The organism is Massilia sp. CF038, assembly GCF_900129765.1.
In the GTDB taxonomy this organism is placed as follows: domain Bacteria; phylum Pseudomonadota; class Gammaproteobacteria; order Burkholderiales; family Burkholderiaceae_D; genus Telluria_A.
This window is the reverse complement of record NZ_FQWU01000001.1, coordinates 2,179,317-2,196,965: the sequence shown is the minus strand read 5'-3', so window position 1 is coordinate 2,196,965 and position 17,649 is coordinate 2,179,317. Positions and strand designations below refer to the sequence as shown.

At 60.2% G+C, this 17,649-nt stretch carries 14 protein-coding genes; 9 read left to right on the top strand and 5 right to left on the bottom strand.

Annotated features, from left to right (window positions below):
- Positions 1 to 2: 2 nt before the first annotated feature.
- Positions 3 to 410, bottom strand: a complete 408-nt coding sequence (msrB, locus tag BUC24_RS09940) for a peptide-methionine (R)-S-oxide reductase MsrB (RefSeq protein WP_073214460.1) — start codon at positions 408 to 410, stop codon at positions 3 to 5.
- A gap of 25 nt (positions 411 to 435) precedes the next feature.
- The gene (locus tag BUC24_RS09935) at positions 436 to 1,920 is read right to left on the bottom strand and encodes a protein adenylyltransferase SelO (RefSeq protein ID WP_083598805.1); all 1,485 of its coding nucleotides are present in this window, start codon (positions 1,918 to 1,920) and stop codon (positions 436 to 438) included.
- A gap of 195 nt (positions 1,921 to 2,115) precedes the next feature.
- Between BUC24_RS09935 and BUC24_RS09930 the strand changes: the two genes are divergently transcribed.
- The 8 genes from BUC24_RS09930 to BUC24_RS09895 all read left to right on the top strand — a co-directional run bounded on the left by BUC24_RS09930 (position 2,116) and on the right by BUC24_RS09895 (position 11,400).
- Complete coding sequence (locus BUC24_RS09930; protein ID WP_073214455.1) at positions 2,116 to 3,768, top strand: 3-(methylthio)propionyl-CoA ligase; 1,653 nt, start codon at positions 2,116 to 2,118, stop codon at positions 3,766 to 3,768.
- Between the two features lie 83 nt (positions 3,769 to 3,851).
- Positions 3,852 to 5,090 (top strand): branched-chain amino acid ABC transporter substrate-binding protein, encoded by a 1,239-nt coding sequence (locus BUC24_RS09925; protein ID WP_073214452.1) that lies wholly within the window; start codon positions 3,852 to 3,854, stop codon positions 5,088 to 5,090.
- 67 nt (positions 5,091 to 5,157) lie between these two features.
- Positions 5,158 to 6,102, top strand: a complete 945-nt coding sequence (locus tag BUC24_RS09920) for a branched-chain amino acid ABC transporter permease (RefSeq protein ID WP_073214449.1) — start codon at positions 5,158 to 5,160, stop codon at positions 6,100 to 6,102.
- A complete protein-coding gene (locus BUC24_RS09915) occupies positions 6,099 to 7,376 on the top strand; it encodes a branched-chain amino acid ABC transporter permease (protein ID WP_073214448.1) in 1,278 nt (425 codons plus the stop codon). The genes BUC24_RS09920 and BUC24_RS09915 overlap by 4 nt, the downstream gene beginning before the upstream one ends.
- Complete coding sequence (locus BUC24_RS09910) at positions 7,373 to 8,122, top strand: ABC transporter ATP-binding protein (RefSeq protein ID WP_073214445.1); 750 nt, start codon at positions 7,373 to 7,375, stop codon at positions 8,120 to 8,122. Before BUC24_RS09915 ends, BUC24_RS09910 begins: the two co-directional genes overlap by 4 nt.
- Positions 8,119 to 8,823, top strand: a complete 705-nt coding sequence (locus BUC24_RS09905; RefSeq protein WP_073214444.1) for an ABC transporter ATP-binding protein — start codon at positions 8,119 to 8,121, stop codon at positions 8,821 to 8,823. The genes BUC24_RS09910 and BUC24_RS09905 overlap by 4 nt, the downstream gene beginning before the upstream one ends.
- Positions 8,824 to 8,899: 76 nt before the next feature.
- Positions 8,900 to 10,987 carry a 3-hydroxyacyl-CoA dehydrogenase NAD-binding domain-containing protein gene (locus tag BUC24_RS09900; RefSeq protein ID WP_073214441.1) on the top strand — a complete coding sequence of 696 codons (2,088 nt, stop codon included), beginning with the start codon at positions 8,900 to 8,902 and terminating at the stop codon, positions 10,985 to 10,987.
- Between the two features lie 125 nt (positions 10,988 to 11,112).
- On the top strand, positions 11,113 to 11,400 hold the full coding sequence (locus BUC24_RS09895) for a hypothetical protein (protein ID WP_073214438.1): 288 nt from the start codon (positions 11,113 to 11,115) through the stop codon (positions 11,398 to 11,400).
- A 104-nt stretch (positions 11,401 to 11,504) separates the two neighbouring features.
- Here the strand turns inward: BUC24_RS09895 and BUC24_RS26295 are convergent, their stop codons facing one another.
- From BUC24_RS26295 to BUC24_RS09875, 3 genes are all read right to left on the bottom strand, one after another.
- Complete coding sequence (locus BUC24_RS26295) at positions 11,505 to 12,227, bottom strand: energy transducer TonB (RefSeq protein ID WP_083598804.1); 723 nt, start codon at positions 12,225 to 12,227, stop codon at positions 11,505 to 11,507.
- 109 nt (positions 12,228 to 12,336) lie between these two features.
- The gene (locus tag BUC24_RS09880) at positions 12,337 to 14,394 is read right to left on the bottom strand and encodes a S9 family peptidase (RefSeq protein WP_073214435.1); all 2,058 of its coding nucleotides are present in this window, start codon (positions 14,392 to 14,394) and stop codon (positions 12,337 to 12,339) included.
- 142 nt (positions 14,395 to 14,536) lie between these two features.
- The gene (locus BUC24_RS09875; protein WP_073214432.1) at positions 14,537 to 16,234 is read right to left on the bottom strand and encodes an MFS transporter; all 1,698 of its coding nucleotides are present in this window, start codon (positions 16,232 to 16,234) and stop codon (positions 14,537 to 14,539) included.
- A gap of 206 nt (positions 16,235 to 16,440) precedes the next feature.
- Here BUC24_RS09875 and BUC24_RS09870 point away from each other — a divergent pair, with 206 nt between their 5' ends.
- Complete coding sequence (locus tag BUC24_RS09870) at positions 16,441 to 17,619, top strand: acetyl-CoA C-acyltransferase (RefSeq protein WP_073214428.1); 1,179 nt, start codon at positions 16,441 to 16,443, stop codon at positions 17,617 to 17,619.
- Positions 17,620 to 17,649: the final 30 nt, after the last annotated feature.

The following is a 17,649-nucleotide window of genomic DNA, read 5'->3' as shown; positions in this document are numbered from 1 at the left end:
AATCAGGTAGGGTCAAACCGCAGCGATGCGGAATTAATGCAATAGCGCAATCCTGTCGGTGGTGGACCGTCGGGGAACACATGCCCCAGATGGGCGTCGCAGACGGCGCAAATAATCTCGGTGCGCAGCATACCATGGGTGCGGTCGGTTTTTTCGATCACATTGGCTGGGTCCAGGGCCTTGAAGTAACTGGGCCAGCCGCAGCCGGAATCGAATTTGGCGTCGGAGGCAAACAGCGGTGTATTGCAGCACACGCAGGTGTAAATGCCGTGCTCATGGTGGTCCCAGAACTTGCCGGTAAAGGCACGTTCGGTGGCGGCGTGGCGCGTGACCTGGTATTCCATCGGGTCGAGCATGGCGCGCCATTCGGCATCCGTCTTGGTCACGGTCTTCTTTACATCGTCGGTCATCGTGCTTTCCTTGTCGATTCGGGGATCAGGACGAACAGCTTACTTCAAGATGGCTGGCCCAGTCGGGCGGCAGCGCGGCATACGCCTCGTTCTCTGGTTGTTCGTCGAAGGGGCGGGCCAGAACTGACAGCAATTTTTCCACTTCCGAAAAATCCTTGTTCTGGGCCTTTTCAATGGCCACCTGGGCCAGGTAGTTGCGCAGCACGAATTTGGGATTGACCTGGTCCATGGCGCGGCGGCGCTCGATATCGTTGCGCAATTCCTTGCGCAGGCGGGCGCGGTAGTCCAGCGCCCAGGCATCGAAGGCCTCGCGGTCGAGGAACAGGTCGCGAATGGGCGCGTCGAGCTCGGGCAAGTCCACCTGCAGCAGGGACAGTTTACGGAAGAACTGGGTGAAATCGACGTGGTTATCGTGCATGAGCGAAAACATCGATTCAAACAGGGCGCGGTCGTTTTCGTAGAACATGCCTAGGCCCAGCTTGGCATGGAGCAGTTCGTCGATTTTGGCAGCAAACTCGGCCTCATACACGCCCAGCGCTTCCTGCGCGTCTTCCACAGTGCCGATCAGGGGCAGCAGGGCCTGACCCAGGGCAAAGCAATTCCAATGGCCAATTTGCGGCTGATTCGCATACGCATAGCGGCCTTGCTGGTCTGTATGGTTGCAGATGTGCTGGGAATCGAAGGCTTCCATGAAGCCGAAGGGACCATAGTCGAGCGTCAAGCCCAGGATCGACATATTGTCAGTATTCATCACGCCGTGCATGAAGCCCACCGCCTGCCATTGCGCAATCAGGCGCGCGGTGCGGCGGGTCACCTCGGCCAGCAGGGCCTTGTACGGGTTGGGCTGGCTACGCAGCGCTGGATAGAAGGCGTCAATCACATAATCGGCCAGGATGCGCAATTCTTCCGGATGGTCACGGTAGAACCAGTGCTCGAAGGAGCCAAAGCGCACGAAGCTGGGCGCCATGCGGGTGGCCACGGCCGAGGTTTCCACCGTTTCACGCATGATGGGTTTGTCGGAACCGGTGATCATCAGGGCGCGCGTGGTCGGAATGCCGAGCGCGGCCATGGCTTCCGAGCACAGAAACTCGCGAATCGAGGAACGCAGCACGGCCCGCCCATCGCCCATGCGCGAATACGGGGTCAGTCCGGCCCCCTTGAGCTGGATTTCCATGGGCCCGTCCGGACCCGGCAGTTCGCCCAGCAAGATGGCGCGGCCGTCGCCCAGCTGGCCAGCCCAGACCCCGAACTGGTGCCCGGAATACACGGCAGCAAGCGGTTTGGCGCGCGGTGGTACGTGATTGCCTGTAAAGACGGCAACCAATTCTGCGTCTTTTAGTTTCTCCGCATCAAGTCCTACCAACGCTGCGGCAGACGGGCTCGCTGCCACAAAGTAGGGCGCGGGCAGGGGCGTCGGCATCAGGCGGGTGAAGAACGCGGGCGGCAGTGCGGCGAACGCGTTGTCGAAGGGAAGGTCGTCGGCAGTAATGGCAGTTCCAGTCGCAGTCAGTGGAATTTAAGATGACAGAATTCTACCGTATTGGGCCGATTCTAGACGGCTGCACGGTAGCGGCCTTTTGTCCTTACATCTTGTAACTGGTGTGAAAAATGCTCTTGTTGCAATGCACAACCGAAAAACATTGACTGTTTTAGCACGGTCGTACGAAACTGAGTCTCCTACCGCCGCGCGTGAACAGGAGTGTCGATGACGTCGTACCAGATGAGTCCCGTGATGGGCCAGATGATGAGCCAACCGTTGCTCGTTTCCGGCATTTTGGAATTCGCAGCAAAGCATTACCCCCATTCAGAAATTGTCTCGCGCCGCATTGAAGGCGATCTCCACCGATATACTTACCGCGACTGCGAACTGCGTGCCCGCAAGATGGCCCATGCACTGGCCGGCCTGGGCGTGACCATGGGCGAGCGCGTGGCCACACTGGCCTGGAACGGCTACCGCCACATGGAGCTGTATTACGCCGTGTCTGGTTCCGGCGCCGTACTGCACACCATTAACCCGCGCCTGCACCCCGAGCAAATTGCCTACATCGTCAACCACGCGGAAGACCAGTACCTGTTCTTTGACCTGACCTTCCTGCCGCTGATCGAAGCGGTGGCAGCCCATTGCAAGACCGTGAAAGCATTTGTGCTGATGGCCGACCGCGACCGCATGCCGCAGGAGACCAAGATTGCCCACCTGCTGTGCTACGAAGACTTGATGGCTGCCAGTGGCGACGACTACGTGTGGCCGCTGTTTGATGAAAACGCGGCTGCCTCGCTGTGCTACACCTCTGGCACCACCGGCAACCCCAAGGGCGCCCTGTACTCACACCGTTCGACCGTGCTGCATGCGTATGGTTCCGCGATGCCCAACGCACTGAATGTGTCGGCGCGCGATACCGTGTTGCCGGTGGTCCCCATGTTCCACGTGAATGCCTGGGGCTTGCCGTATTCAGTGCTGCTGTCGGGTGCCAAGATGGTGTATCCGGGCGCTGCGCTCGATGGCAAGTCGCTGTACGAGCTGTTCGAAGCCGAAGGCGTCACGTTCTCGGCCGGCGTGCCCACCGTGTGGCTGGGTCTGGTCAATTATGCGTTGCAGAATAACTTGCAGTTTTCCACGTTCCGCCGCACTGTCATTGGTGGCTCGGCTTGCCCGCCAGCGATGATGGATACCCTGATTGACAAGCTGGATGTGCAAGTCATTCACGCCTGGGGCATGACGGAAATGTCGCCGCTGGGCACCGCCGGTGTGCTGCAGAACAAGCATCTGGCCCTGCCCAAGGAATTGCAACGCAAGATTTTGCAAAAGCAGGGCCATGCCGTGTTTGGCGTCGACATGAAAATTGTCGACGACGACGGCAAAACGCTGCCCTGGGACGGCGTGACCTATGGCCACCTGTATGTGAAGGGGCCGTGGATCATCAGCAGCTATTTCAAGAACGAGGGTGGCGATGTGCTGGTGGACGGCTGGTTCCCCACTGGCGACGTGGCCACCATCGACGAAGACGGTTACATGCAAATTACCGACCGCAGCAAGGATGTGATCAAGTCCGGCGGCGAGTGGATCGGCACCATCGACCTGGAAAACATCGCCATGGCCCACCCGGCGGTGCTGCAGGCCGCCTGCATTGGCGTGGCCCACCCGAAATGGGATGAACGCCCCTTGCTGCTGGTGGTGCGCCGGCCCGGCATGGACGTCACGCGCGACGAACTGCTGCACTTCTACGACGGCAAAATCGCCAAGTTCTGGATGCCCGACGACGTGGTCTTTATCGATGCCTTGCCGATGGGCGCTACCGGCAAGGTCCAGAAAAACAAGCTGCGCGAACAATTCAAGGAGTACAAGCTACCGACCGCCTGATTCGTTTCACCTTGCAGTTCGATGGGCAGCGCTTTGCTGCGATGGGCATAGACCCGCACTATAAAACCGAAGGATGGAGACTCATGATCAAGACAATTCGCCCGTTGACCCTGGCCGTTTCATTCGCTCTGATGAGCGTTGCAGCGCAGGCCGAGACCGTAAAAATCGCCTTCATCGACCCGCTTTCCGGTCCGTTTGCGCCGGTCGGGCAGAACCAGCTCAAGAGTTTCCAGACCATCGCCGACCTGGCCAACCAGGGTAAATGGGCGGGCGAACACAAGATCGAAGTCGTCGGTTTCGACAACAAGGGCAGCCCGCAAGAGTCGCTGACCCAGCTCAAGGCCGTGATTGACCAGGGCTACCGCTACATCACCCAGGGCAATGGCTCGGGCGTCGGGCTGGCCTTGCTGGACGCGATCAACAAGCACAACGAGCGCAACCCGGGCAAGGAAGTGGTCTTCCTCAACTACGCCGCCATCGATCCGGATATGACGAACAGCAAGTGCAGCTTCTGGCACTTCCGCTTCGACGCCAATTCCGACATGAAGATGGAAGCCCTGACCACCTACATGGCGCCCAACAAGGACATCAAGAACGTCTACATCATTGGCCAGAACTACGCGTTCGGCCAGGCGGTCAGCCGCGCGGCCAAGGATTACCTCAAGCGCAAGCGGCCGGACATCAAGATTGTGGGCGACGACCTGCACCCAATCGCCCAGGTGAAGGATTTTTCGCCGTACGTGGCCAAGATCAAGGCCTCCGGGGCTGACACTGTCATCACCGGCAACTGGGGCGCCGACCTGGCCCTGCTGATTCGCGCCGCCAAAGACGCTGACCTGAAGGCCAACTTCTACACCTATTACGCCGTCACCACCGGGGTGCCGACGGCCATGGGCGCTGCTGGCGCCGACCGCGTTAAAATCGTGGGCAACTGGATGATCAATGCCGATCCGGCCAGCGGCAAGGACATCGTGGAAGGCTACAAAAAGAAGTACAACGACGACTTCTACACGGCCCAGACCCACAGCAGCATCGGCATGCTGGCGCAGGCGATCAAGCAAGCCAAGTCGACCGACCCGGTCAAAGTGGCATTTGCCATGGAAGGCGCCAAGTTCCAGAGCCTGAACGGCGGCGTCATGATGAACAAGGTCGATCACCAGCTGCAGCAGCCGCTGTACATTGGCACCTGGACCAAAGTCGATGGCAAGGCCGTCAAGTATGACCAGGAAAACACCGGCTACGGCTGGAAGATGGACAAGAAGATCGATGCGTACTATGCGACGCAGCCAACTTCGTGCCAGATGAAGCGCCCAGGCGCCTAAGCACTGCAGATCCGCGGCCCGGTCGGGGCCGCGGGTGTTTTCTTCTTCCTACGTCTGCGATCCCTCCATGGAATTCACGCTGTTCACCCTGTTGAACGGCGTCAGCTACGGGCTGCTGCTGTTCATGCTCTCGTCCGGACTGACGCTCATTTTCAGCATGATGGGCGTGCTCAATTTTGCGCACGCCAGCTTCTACATGCTGGGGGCTTACATGGCCTACACCATCAGTACCTTCATCGGATTCTGGCCAGCCCTGATTCTGGCGCCGGTGGCAGTGGGCCTGATCGGCGCGCTGGTCGAGCGTTACGGCTTGCGCCCCCTGCACAAATATGGCCACATCGTCGAACTGCTGTTTACCTTCGGCCTGTCCTACCTGGTGGTGGAGCTGGTGCAGCTGCTGTGGGGCAGGGCAGCAGTCAAGTACGCCATTCCGGCCTCGCTGGACGGTCCCTTGTTCACCCTGTTCGGCACTACTTTTCCCATGTATCGCGGCTTCATGATGCTGGTGGCGCTGTCGATGCTGGCGGCGATCTACCTGGTGCTCACGCGCACCCGGGTCGGCCTGGTGATCCAGGCTGCACTGACCCATCCCGATGCGGTTGAAGCGCTGGGCCACAACGTGCCGCGTATTTTCATGTGGGTGTTTGGCGGCGGTTGCGCGCTGGCCGGGCTGGCTGGCGTCATTGGCGGCAACGCCTTTGTCACCGAGCCTGGCATGGCGGCCACCGTGGGCAGCATCATCTTCGTGGTCGTGGTGGTCGGTGGCATGGGATCGCTGGCGGGTGCGTTTGTGGCCTCGATTCTGATCGGCGTCATGCAGACCTTTGCAGTGGCGCTCGATTACTCGCTGATGTCGCTCCTGAACGGCATGGGTGCGAGCATCAATGAGGCTACGCCCGGTTACGCCATCTTCAAGCTGACCATTTCGCAAAGCGCGGCCATCCTGCCGTACCTGCTGCTGGTGCTGATCTTGATTTTCCGTCCGAAGGGCTTGATGGGGACGCGCGAATGAGGCTGACCTACTCGCCAATCAATTTTGGCCGCTACTTCGTCTGGGGCGCATTCGCCTTGATACTGCTGCTGGCGCCAATGGTGTTCACCAAGGGCGCTGCCTTGTCGATCCTGTCCCAGATCGGCACCGTCATGATCTTCGCGCTCTCTTACAACATGCTGCTGGGGCAGGGCGGCATGCTCTCGTTCGGGCACGCGGTGTATTCCGGTCTGGGCGCCTTCTTTGCCGTGCATGCCATGAACAGCAGTGGCGTGGGCGCGGCCATTCCCACTGCGCTCATTCCCCTGGTGGGTGGCCTGGCGGGGATGGGCTTTGGCATCCTGTTTGGCTATGTGACCACCAAAAAATCGGGCACCACCTTTGCCATGATCACACTGGGACTGGTGGAACTGGTGTTTGCCAGCTCGCTGATGTTCCCTGATTTCTTTGGCGGCGAGGGCGGCGTCACCACCAACCGGGTACGCGGCACCGCGCTATGGGGCATCAGCTATGGCCCCCAGATTCAGGTGTATTACCTGATTGCGGCCTGGCTGTTCGTCAGCACCATCGCCATGTTCGCCTTCACGCAAACGCCGCTGGGGCGCATGGTCAATGCTGTGCGCGACAATCCCGAGCGGGTCGAGTTTGTTGGTTACGACACGCAGTGGGTGCGCTACCTGACACTCATTCTGTCGGCGTTTTTTGCCGGCATCTCGGGCGGACTGGGCGCAATCAATTTCGAGATCGTCAGTGCCGAAAACGTCAGCGCCATCCGCTCAGGCGCCGTGCTGCTGTTCGTGTTCATCGGCGGGATCGGTTTCTTCTTTGGCCCCTTGCTTGGCGCTGTGGTTGGCGTCTTCTTCTCGGTCATGCTGTCCGACTTCACGCCGGCCTGGCAGCTTTACCTGGGCCTGTTCTTCATTCTGATGGTGCGCTATGCGCCTGCCGGTCTGGCCAGCTTGATCCTGATGCTGATGCGGGTCGTGGCGCACGGTCATCTGCGCCGCATCTGGAAGGGTTTGCTGGCTCTGACGGTGGTTGCGATTCTGGGTCTGATTGGCTTTGTGATGGGCATCGAGATGCTCTACCACCTGACGCTGGAAGGCGCGAACGGCAGCACCATGACGCTGTGGCGCCAGCAGATCGATACCAAGACCGCGCTGCCATGGGTGATTGCGGGCGCCCTGCTGGCCTCGGCGGTGGTGGGCTACCGCTGGTTCCAGCCTGCGTATTACGCCGCCTGGAGCGACGTGAATGCACAAATCGTGGCCAAACAGCGCGGGAGCATGGCATGAACGCATTGGAATTAAAGGATGTCCGCAAAAGCTTTGGCAAGTCCGAGATCATTCGCGGCGCCAGCCTGGCCGTGGCCAAGGGCGAGCGGGTGGCCGTGATCGGGCCAAATGGTGCCGGCAAGTCCACCTTGTTCAATCTGGTCTCGGGCCGCTTTGGCATCAGCAGCGGCGACATCTGCCTGAACGGCAGCAGCATCAGCGGTCTGCGGCCGTATCAAATCAACCGGCTTGGCCTGTCGCGCAGCTTCCAGATCAGTAATCTGTTCGAAAACCTGTCGGTGTACGAGAATCTGCGCTGCGCGGTCCTGTGGTCGCTCGGTTACAAGTACTCGTTCTGGCAGCGCCTGAACGGCTTGCGCGACGCCCACGAACGGGCCGAGGAGGTGCTGGAGCAGATCGGCATGCAGCGCCAGCGCAAGGTGCTGGCCGGCGTGCTGACGTACGCCGAGCAGCGCGCACTTGAAATTGGCATCACGATTGCAGGCGGCGCCGAGGTGATTCTGCTCGACGAGCCGACCGCCGGCATGAGCCGCTCCGAATCCGACGCCGCGGTGGAATTGATCCGCAAAGTCACGGTAGGTAAATCGCTAGTGATGGTGGAGCACGACATGAGTGTCGTCTTTGGCCTGGCCGACAAGATCGCGGTGCTGGTGTATGGCGAAGTGATTGCCTGCGACACGCCCGCCAACATCCGCTCCAACGCCGCCGTGCAGGCAGCGTATCTGGGCGATGGGGAGCACGCATGAGCGACATCCTGCAAGTGAAGGACCTGCACGCCTACTACGGCAAGGGGCATATTCTGCATGGTGTCGATTTGCGTATCGGCAGGGGCGAGATCGTCAGTCTGCTGGGGCGCAACGGGGTGGGACGCTCAACCCTGGTCAAGGCGGTCATGGGACAGGTCAATGCGACGGGTTCGGTCCAGTTCAAGGACCAGGAAATGCTGGGACTGAAGGCATTTCAGATCGCGCACAAGGGACTGGCCTACGTACCGGAAAATCGCGACATCTTCCCCACCCTGACAGTGGAGCAGAACCTGATTCTGGGGCAGAAGAAAGCCACCAGCAGCCCGCGCTGGTCGATCGCCGACATGTACCGCATGTTCCCGCGCCTGGAAGAGCGGCGCACCGTGCCGGCCGGCTTCCTGTCGGGCGGCGAGCAGCAGATGCTGACGCTGTGCCGCAGCCTGATGGGCGACCCGGACCTGATCATGATTGACGAGCCAACCGAAGGGCTGGCGCCAAAGATCGTGGCCCTGGTGGCAGAATATCTGCTGGCGCTCAAGGAGAAGGGCATTTCGGTGCTGCTGGTTGAGCAAAAGCTGGCCATTGCGCTCGAAATTTCGCAGCGCGTGTACGTGATGGGGCACGGCGCCATCGTCTTCGAAGGGACGCCGGAAGAGCTCAAGGCGAATGCGGTCGTGCGCAAGGAATGGCTGGAAGTCTAGGCGCCAATAAAATAATACGACCGTACTATTATTCATGTATAGTTGAGAGATTGCTTCAACTAATAAAGGAAGAGACATGAGCGCCGAATACCTGGTCAATGGCAGTGTTGCTGTCATCACTCTGAACAATCCGCCCGTCAACGGACTGGGCCTTGAGACGCGCGCTGCCACTGCCGACGGCATCCGCAAGGCGCTCGCCGACGACGCGGTGAAAGCCATCGTGCTGACCGGCGCCGGCAAGGCGTTTTCCGGCGGCGCCGACATCAAGGAATTCAATTCGCCCAAGGCGATGACCGAGCCCACGCTGGGCACCCTGATCAATATCGTCGAAGCGTCGACCAAGCCGGTGGTCGCTGCCATTCACTCGGTCGCCATGGGCGGCGGGCTGGAACTGGCGCTTGGCTGCAACTACCGCGTGGCCATGCCAGGCGCGCAGATCGCGCTGCCCGAAGTCAAACTCGGTTTGCTGCCAGGCGCCGGCGGCACGCAGCGCCTGCCGCGCGTGCTGGGTCTGGAAATGGCACTGAACATGGTGGTCTCGGGGACCCCCGTCATGTCCGAAAAGCTGGCCAAGACGGCGCTGTTTGACGAAGTGTTTGCAGCCGATGCCGATTTGCTGACGTCCGCCATCGCATTTGCCGGCAAGGTGGCCGATGTCCGTCCGCTGCCACGCGTGCGCGACCGCAAGGTCGATTACCCGAACCACGAAGCCTTCCTGCAGTTCTCGCGCAATACTGTCAAGGCCATGGCCGGCCCCTTCCCGGCGCCGCTCGAATGCGTGGAGACCGTGGCTGCCGCCGTGACCATGAAGTTTGAAGACGGCCTCAATTTCGAGCGCCAGCGCTTCATGCATCTGATTCAGACGCCGGAATCGAAGTCTCTGCGCCATGCCTTCTTCGCTGAACGCGTCGCCAGCAAGGTGCCAGACGTGCCGGCCGATACCCCGACCCGCGACATCAAAAAAGCGGCCGTGATTGGCGCCGGCACCATGGGCGGCGGCATCGCCATGAACTTCGTCAACGCGGGCATTCCCGTGGTGCTGCTGGAAACGCGCCAGGAAGCGCTGGACAAGGGCATTGCGACCATCCGCAAGAACTACGAAAACACCATGAAGAAGGGCAAACTGACGCCCGAAAAATTCGAGCAGCGCGTCGGTCTGATTAGCGGCACGCTGGCCTATGCCGACATTGCCGATGCCGACATCGTGGTCGAAGCGGTGTTCGAAGACATGGGCGTCAAAGAGACCGTGTTCAAGCAGCTGGACGCCGTGATGAAGCCGGGCGCGATCCTGGCGTCCAACACCTCGACCCTGGACGTGAACAAGATCGCCGACTTCACCAGCCGCCCGCAGGACGTGGTCGGCACCCACTTCTTCAGCCCTGCCAATGTCATGAAGCTGCTGGAAATCGTACGCGGCGCCAAGACCGGCAAAGACGTGCTGGCAACCACGCTGGCGCTGTCGAAAAAGCTGCGCAAGACTGGTGTGGTATCGGGCGTGTGCGACGGCTTTATCGGCAACCGCATGATCGAACAGTACAGCCGCCAGGCCGGCTTTTTGCTGGAAGAAGGCTGCCTGCCGGAGCAGGTGGACAAGGCGGTGGAAAAATTCGGCTTTGCCATGGGCCCGTTCCGCATGGGCGACCTGGCTGGCAATGACATTGGCTGGTACATCCGCAAACGCCGCTATGTCGAGTCGCCCGAAATCACCTACTCGAAAACCGCCGATCTGCTGTGCGAAATGGGGCGCTTTGGCCAGAAGACCGGCGCCGGCTGGTACGACTACAAGGCCGGTGACCGCAAGGCCTATGCCTCAAGCGACGTGAATGACATGATCGTCAAGCACTCGGCCGACATTGGCGTCGAGCGGCGCAAGATCAGCGATCAGGAGATCGTCGAACGCCTGGTGTACTCGCTGGTCAATGAAGGCGCGCGCATTCTGGAAGAGGGCATTGCGATGCGCGCTTCCGACATCGACATGGTGTACCTGACCGGCTATGGCTTCCCGGTGTTCCGCGGTGGGCCAATGTTCTACGCCGATACGGTGGGCCTGGCCAATGTACTGGCCGCGATGCAGAAATATGCCAAGGGACGCCATGGCGATGCCTGGGCGCCGGCGCCGCTGATGGTCAAGCTGGCCGGTGAGGGGAAGGGCTTTAACGGCTAACAGCGTTACTTCAGCAAATGAAAGCCGCTAGCGATAGCGGCTTTTTTTGCATTGCCATCTCAATAATTTGCGGGCATACTCGGCGCCATCGGGCACCCGGTTTGTAAATCTGCAATGAGGGCATTATGTCGATCACCACGGAATACCTGATTGTCGGACTCGTGCCAGTTGCACTGCTAGCGATCAATGCGCAAGCAACACGGCGGGTCCTGCAGGATGACTTGTCGGAACCGAAACAACGATTGGCCCAATTTGGCATGATCTGGTTCGTGCCCCTTCTGGGTTCATTAATGGTGCTGGCCATGCACCGCGAGCCACCAGCACCGTCCGGCCAATATTCGCAGCATCTCTACTATGAAGACGGTGGGGATGGCTGTTCGCTGTTAGCCCGCGGCGACGTAAGCGACGACTAGGGCGAACCTGGCTACCCTGGTTTCACTGCGCATAAAAAAATGGCAGAACCGATTGCCGGTACTGCCACTGATGATGCCGTTATTCCCTCCAGCTTGACCAGGTTTTACTCAAGCGTCCAGACGTACTGCATCTTGACCCAGGTTGCGGCTGCAATCGGGCTTTTGTCGGTGTAGGCAAAGCGACACAGGCTCAGCCCGTCCAGGGCAGCGTTGTCCAGCAATGGGAATCCGGAGCTGTTCAGGATTTCGCTTTTCGTGACTTTGCCCTCGGTATTGACCAGGAAGCGCATCGTCACTGTACCCGTTTCTTCTGCGCGCAGCGAAGCGGTTGGCCACACCGGTTTGGCGCAAGTTCGGGTTTGCAGCATCAGCGCAGCGGGGCCAGAGACCGGCACGTCTGGTGCGGGCGGCTTCGACGCGGTATGGCGGACGAACTCATCCGGGCTCCACTCATACCGTTTGATCATCCGGCTTGGCTGTGCCTTGCCATCGAGATCGCGAAACGGCAAGAAGCGGCACGCGCGGACGCGCTGCATGGCACGCTGGTCCAGCAGGGCAGACTTGCTGCTCGACAGGATTTTGGCGTCCATGACCTGACCGTTCGCTTGCACCAGAATCTCAAGCGTGACAATGCCTGATTCGTTCTTCTCGAATGCCTGAGGTGGAATGGGCAACTGGTTGCAATCACCGAAGCCGATATTATCCTCGGCCACCGCTTGGGCGGTAGGCAAAAATTGGGCGTGAGCGTAGTGCAAGGGCGCGGCGCAGGCAATGCTGGCGAGCAGGGCCTTGGCGCACCCTTGGGTCAAGCGACCGGACAGTTTCATGTCGACCTTATTCAAATGGCGCTGGGCGGATGCCTGACGCGGTAATGCTGCGCTCGGTTCAAACGGACAGGCCACCGCGCCTTCGGCACGGTGGCATCCCGGCTACTTCTTAGGGCTTGATATGCGCATCCAGCCAGTTCTTCACGGTGTTATGCCACTGCACCGAATTGGCTGGCTTGAGTACCCAGTGGTTCTCGTCCGGGAACACGATCAGCTTGCTCTCGACGCCCTGGCGCTGCAAGGCGCTGAAGGTGCCCAGCGCCTGGGACGTCGGAATGCGGAAGTCCAGGTCGCCCTGAATCACCAGCATTGGCGTTTTCCAGTTCTTCACGTGGTGGACTGGATTGAACTTTTCGTACTCGGCCGGCTTGTCGTAATAGGTGCCGCCGTTTTCCCATTCGGTGAACCACAGTTCTTCGGTGGCGTAGGCCATGCCGCGTGTGTCGAACACGCCGTCGTGGTTGACCAGGCACTTGAAGCCATCGTTCCAGTTACCGGCGATCCAGTTCATCATGTAGCCGCCGTATGAGGCGCCCAGGGCGCAGCTGCGCTCGCGGTCCAGCCATGGGAACTTCTTGACGGCCGCGTCCAGGCCTTTCTTCAGGTCTTCCAGCGGCTTGCCACCCCAGTCGCCACTGATGGAGTCGGTAAAGGCCTGGCCGTAGCCGGTCGAGCCGTGGAAATCGATGAACACGCTGGCGTAGCCGGCGCCGGCGTAGGTCTGCGGATTCCAGCGGTAGCTCCACGAGTTGCCGAAGCTGCCTTGCGGGCCACCATGGACCAGGAAGGCGATCGGGTACTTGCCGCCGGGCGCCGCGTTCCACGGCTTCATCACGTGGCCGTAGACGGTTTCGCCGTTGGCGCCAGTGAAGGAAAACTGTTCGTACTCACCGAATTTCACGTCCTTCAAGGCGTCCGCATTGAGGTTGGTGATCTGGGTGGTCTTGCTGTCGCCCAGGGTTGCGCGGAACAGCTGGGCCGGGCTGGCCAGGTCAGCTTGCGCCGTGACCAGCGTCTTGCCGCTGACATCGAAGGCGCTGACGTAACCTTTACCGCTGATCGGGCTGACCTTGCCGCTGGCAGCGTTGATCGAGAACAGGCGATGGTTGCCAATGTCATCGGCGGTGGCCAGGATGGCCTTGCCATCGTCGGTCCAGCGATAGTCGGCGATCGAACGGTCCCAGCTTTCGGCAACTTCGCGGGTCTTGCCAGTAGCCACATCCATGAACATCAGGTGGAAGCGGTCCGCCTCAAAGCCGGGCTTGCGCATGGCCAGGTAGGCCAGGGTCTTGCCGTCTGGCGAGAAACTTGGTTTCGCATCCCAGGCAGGATTGCCCTCGGTAAGGTTACGCGGCGCCGCGCCGCCAGCGGCCGGGACCTGGAACAGGTCAAAATTGGTCGACCAGGCTTCCGTTTTTCCAGCAACGCGCAGGCCGAAGACGATGGATTTGCCGTCGGGGCTGAAATTGTATTCTTCGCGATCGCCGAAGGGCTTCGATGGCACATCGCCATCCAGGCTGCCGCTCAGGCTGACCGGGGCAGCGCTGACGCGGCCACTGGCGTCAAGCGGGGCCGAGTACAGCACGGCGTTACGGCCATCGGCCCAGGTGTCCCAGTGGCGCACGAACAGGCGATCGTAGATTTTGCCAGTGGCCTTGTCTTTGGCGGCGCCATCGAGGCGGGTTTTGGTGCAAGCCAGGTCAGGGCAATCGCGGAACACGGCCAGCGACAAGGCGATGCGGTCGCCAGTTGGCGACAGGCGGAAATTGTCGACGTCGACTGGCAGATCGGTCACGGGCACGGCTTCGCCGCCGTTGACCGGCAGGCGCCAGACCTGGGACGAGCCCGAGCGGGCGGAGAGGAAGTAAATGGCATCGCCGCTGCGCGACCATTCCGGATCGCTGCTGCTGGCATCGCTGTTGGTCAGGCGCAGCGGGGACGACTTTGCGTTGCGCAGATCAAGCATCCACAGCTGGGTATTGCCGCGGTTCTTTTCCATATTGGTGCTGCGCACGGTATAGACCACGCGCGCCGCATCGGGCGAGAGCGCCGGGCTGCCGACGCGTTCAAGCCGGACCAGATCATCGGCAGTAAAACCACGTGGCGCGGCAAAGGCGGTATTGACGGCCAACGCACCGGCCGCGAGCAGGAACAGACGTGAAATCATTAATTCATCCCCATTGTTTTTTGAAAAGTGGCGACATCATACCAAACCGGGGTCAGTGCATATTTCTTGGATATCCCCCTGAGGGAGGCGGCAAAAAAAATGCCGCTATTGCTAGCGGCATTTGGGGTGACAGCAGGCCGGCTTAGTCGGCGGCGTAGATGTCGTTGTCTTTCGTTTCTTTGACGAACAGGGCGCCGATCACGACGGTGATGCCGGCGATGATGATCGGGTACCACAGACCGTAGTAGATGTCGCCTTTGAGCGCGACCAGGGCGAAGGCCGTGGTCGGCAGCAAGCCACCGAACCAGCCGTTACCGATGTGATACGGCAGCGACATGGAGGTGTAGCGGATCTTAGTCGGGAACATTTCAACCAGCATCGCGGCAATCGGACCATACACCATGGTCACATACAGCACCAGGATGAACAGCAGCACAACGACCATCGGCTTGTTGATTTGCTCCGGATCGGCTTTGGCTGGGTAGCCAGCTGCTTTGATGGCAGCGCCAACTTCTTTCTTCAGCGCGGCTTCCTTGGCCTTGCTTTCTGCGTCGAAGTTCAGGCCGTCAGCGGTCATGCCAGCGGTGAAGGAAGTGATTTCCTTGTCGCCCACGGCAATCTTGGCCATCGAGAATGGCTCGCCCGGCTCGGTGGTGTAGCTCACCGATGCGGCCGTCAGCAGACCAGTTGCAATGTCGCAGGACGATGGGAACTTCTCGGTGCCGGTCAGTTTGAACTGGAAGTGGCAGGTGGCCGGATCGGCAATCACACGCACTGGCGAGTTCTTCAATGCGGTTTCCAGGGCTGGATTGGCAAAGTGGGTCAGACCCTTGAAGATCGGGAAGAAAGTCAGGGCAGCAATCAGGCAGCCACCCAGAATAATCCATTTACGCCCGATCTTGTCCGACAGGCTGCCGAACACGATGAAGAATGGCGTCGCCAGCAACAGCGCAATGGCCACCAGGATGTTGGCCGTAAGCAGGTCCACTTTCAGGGTCTGGGTCAGGAAGAACAGCGCATAGAACTGGCCCGTGTACCACACCACTGCCTGGCCCATGGTCAGGCCGATCAGCGCCAGCAGCACGATCTTGGCGTTCTTACCGCGCAGGAAGGATTCGGTCAGCGGTGCTTTCGAGGTCTTGCCTTCGGCTTTCATCTTGGCAAACGCTGGCGATTCGCTCATCGACAGACGGATCCACACCGAAATACCCAGCAGCAGCACGGAGACCAGGAACGGCACGCGCCAGCCCCAGGCTTCAAAGTCGGCTTCGCCCAGGAAGGTACGGGTGCTGGTGATCACCAGCAGCGACATGAACAGGCCCATGGTCGCGGTGGTCTGAATCCACGAGGTGAAGAAGCCGCGCTTGCCGTGCGGTGCGTGCTCAGCCACGTAAGTGGCCGCGCCGCCGTATTCACCGCCCAGTGCCAGGCCTTGCAGAATGCGCAGGGTGACCAGGATGATTGGTGCGGCAATGCCAATGCTGGCGTACGACGGCAGCAGGCCGACTACAAAGGTCGATGCACCCATGATCAGAATGGTGACCAGGAAGGTGTACTTGCGGCCGATCATGTCGCCCAGGCGACCAAACACCAGCGCGCCGAATGGACGCACGATGAAGCCGGCTGCAAACGCGAGCAGCGCGAAAATGAAGGTGGTGGTGGGGTCGCCAACGAAGAACTGCTTGGCGATAATGGCTGCGAGCGAGCCGTATAAGTAGAAGTCGTACCATTCAAAAACGGTGCCCAGCGAGGAAGCGAAAATGACCTTTTTTTCTTCCTTGGTCAGTCCTTCCGTCGTCGGGACCGGCTTGCGCCCGTTTGTCGCCGATGTAATAGCCATGTTGTCTCCGTGTAGTTGTGTTCGTTGCGTCATCGGTTTAGCCAATATTTCCTTAGCTGCAATAGAGTGTCTATGCTGAACCTTACGTCATCCTTGCTTGAAACTTACGCCAAACTTACTGCGATAAATTTGCGAACGGTCGTACTAAAATGTGCTATTCTCGTATCGATCGCAGCACCCACAACATTCCATCTCAGGAGACAAACATGTTAGACGCCGTCATCGTATCGACCGCCCGCACCGGCCTGGCCAAATCGTGGAAAGGGGCCTTCAATATGACGCACGGCGCCACCCTCGGCGGCCATGTGCTGCAGGCGGCGATCGCCCGCGCCGGCATCGAGCCAGGCATGGTGGAAGATGTCATCATGGGTTGCGCCAATCCGGAAGGCGCCACTGGTGCCAACATTGCACGCCAGATCGCCTTGCGCGGCGGCTGCCCGGTCACCACGGCGGGCATGACCGTCAACCGTTTTTGTTCTTCGGGCTTGCAGACCATTGCGTTGGCGGCCCAGCGCATCATTGCCGGCGAAGGCGAGGTGTATGCCGCCGGCGGCGTCGAGTCGATCTCCTGCGTACAGCAGGAAATGAATACCCATATGCTGGCCGAGGTTTGGCTCAAGCAAAACAAGCCGGAACTGTACTGGCCGATGCTGCAGACGGCTGAAACGGTCGCCAAGCGCTACAACATCGGACGCGACCGCCAGGATGAATACGGTGTGCAGAGCCAGCAGCGCGCTGCCAATGCCCAGGCGGCCGGCAAGTTCGATGCCGAAATCGTGCCGATGACCACCATCATGGGTGTGGCCGACAAAGAATCGGGCATGCTGCTCTCGCGCGAAGTCACTATTTCCGCTGATGAAGGCATTCGCGCCGACACCACCATCGAAGCCGTGTCCAAAATCCGCTCGGCCGTGCCTGGCGGTGTCATTAGCGCGGGCAATGCCAGCCAGTTTTCGGACGGCGCCTCCGTATCGATCCTGATGAGCAGCAAGGTGGCTGAGGCCCGTGGTTTGCAGCCGCTGGGCATCTTCCGCGGCTTTGCCGTCGCTGGTTGCGAGCCGGACGAAATGGGCATCGGCCCTGTGTTTGCCATTCCCAAGCTGCTGCAGAAGGCGGGTCTGTCGGTGTCCGACATCGGTCTGTGGGAATTGAACGAAGCGTTCGCAGTGCAGGTGCTGTATTGCGCAGACCGCCTGGGCATTCCAATGGAACGCCTGAACGTGAACGGTGGCGCGATTGCCGTGGGCCACCCTTACGGTGTGTCCGGTGCGCGCCTGGTTGGCCATGCGCTGATCGAAGGCAAACGCCGCGGTGCCAAGTATGTCGTGGTGACCATGTGCATCGGTGGCGGCCAAGGCGCTGCCGGCCTGTTCGAAGTCGTGTAAACCCAGCCGGGGCGTGGCCGCCCTGGCCAC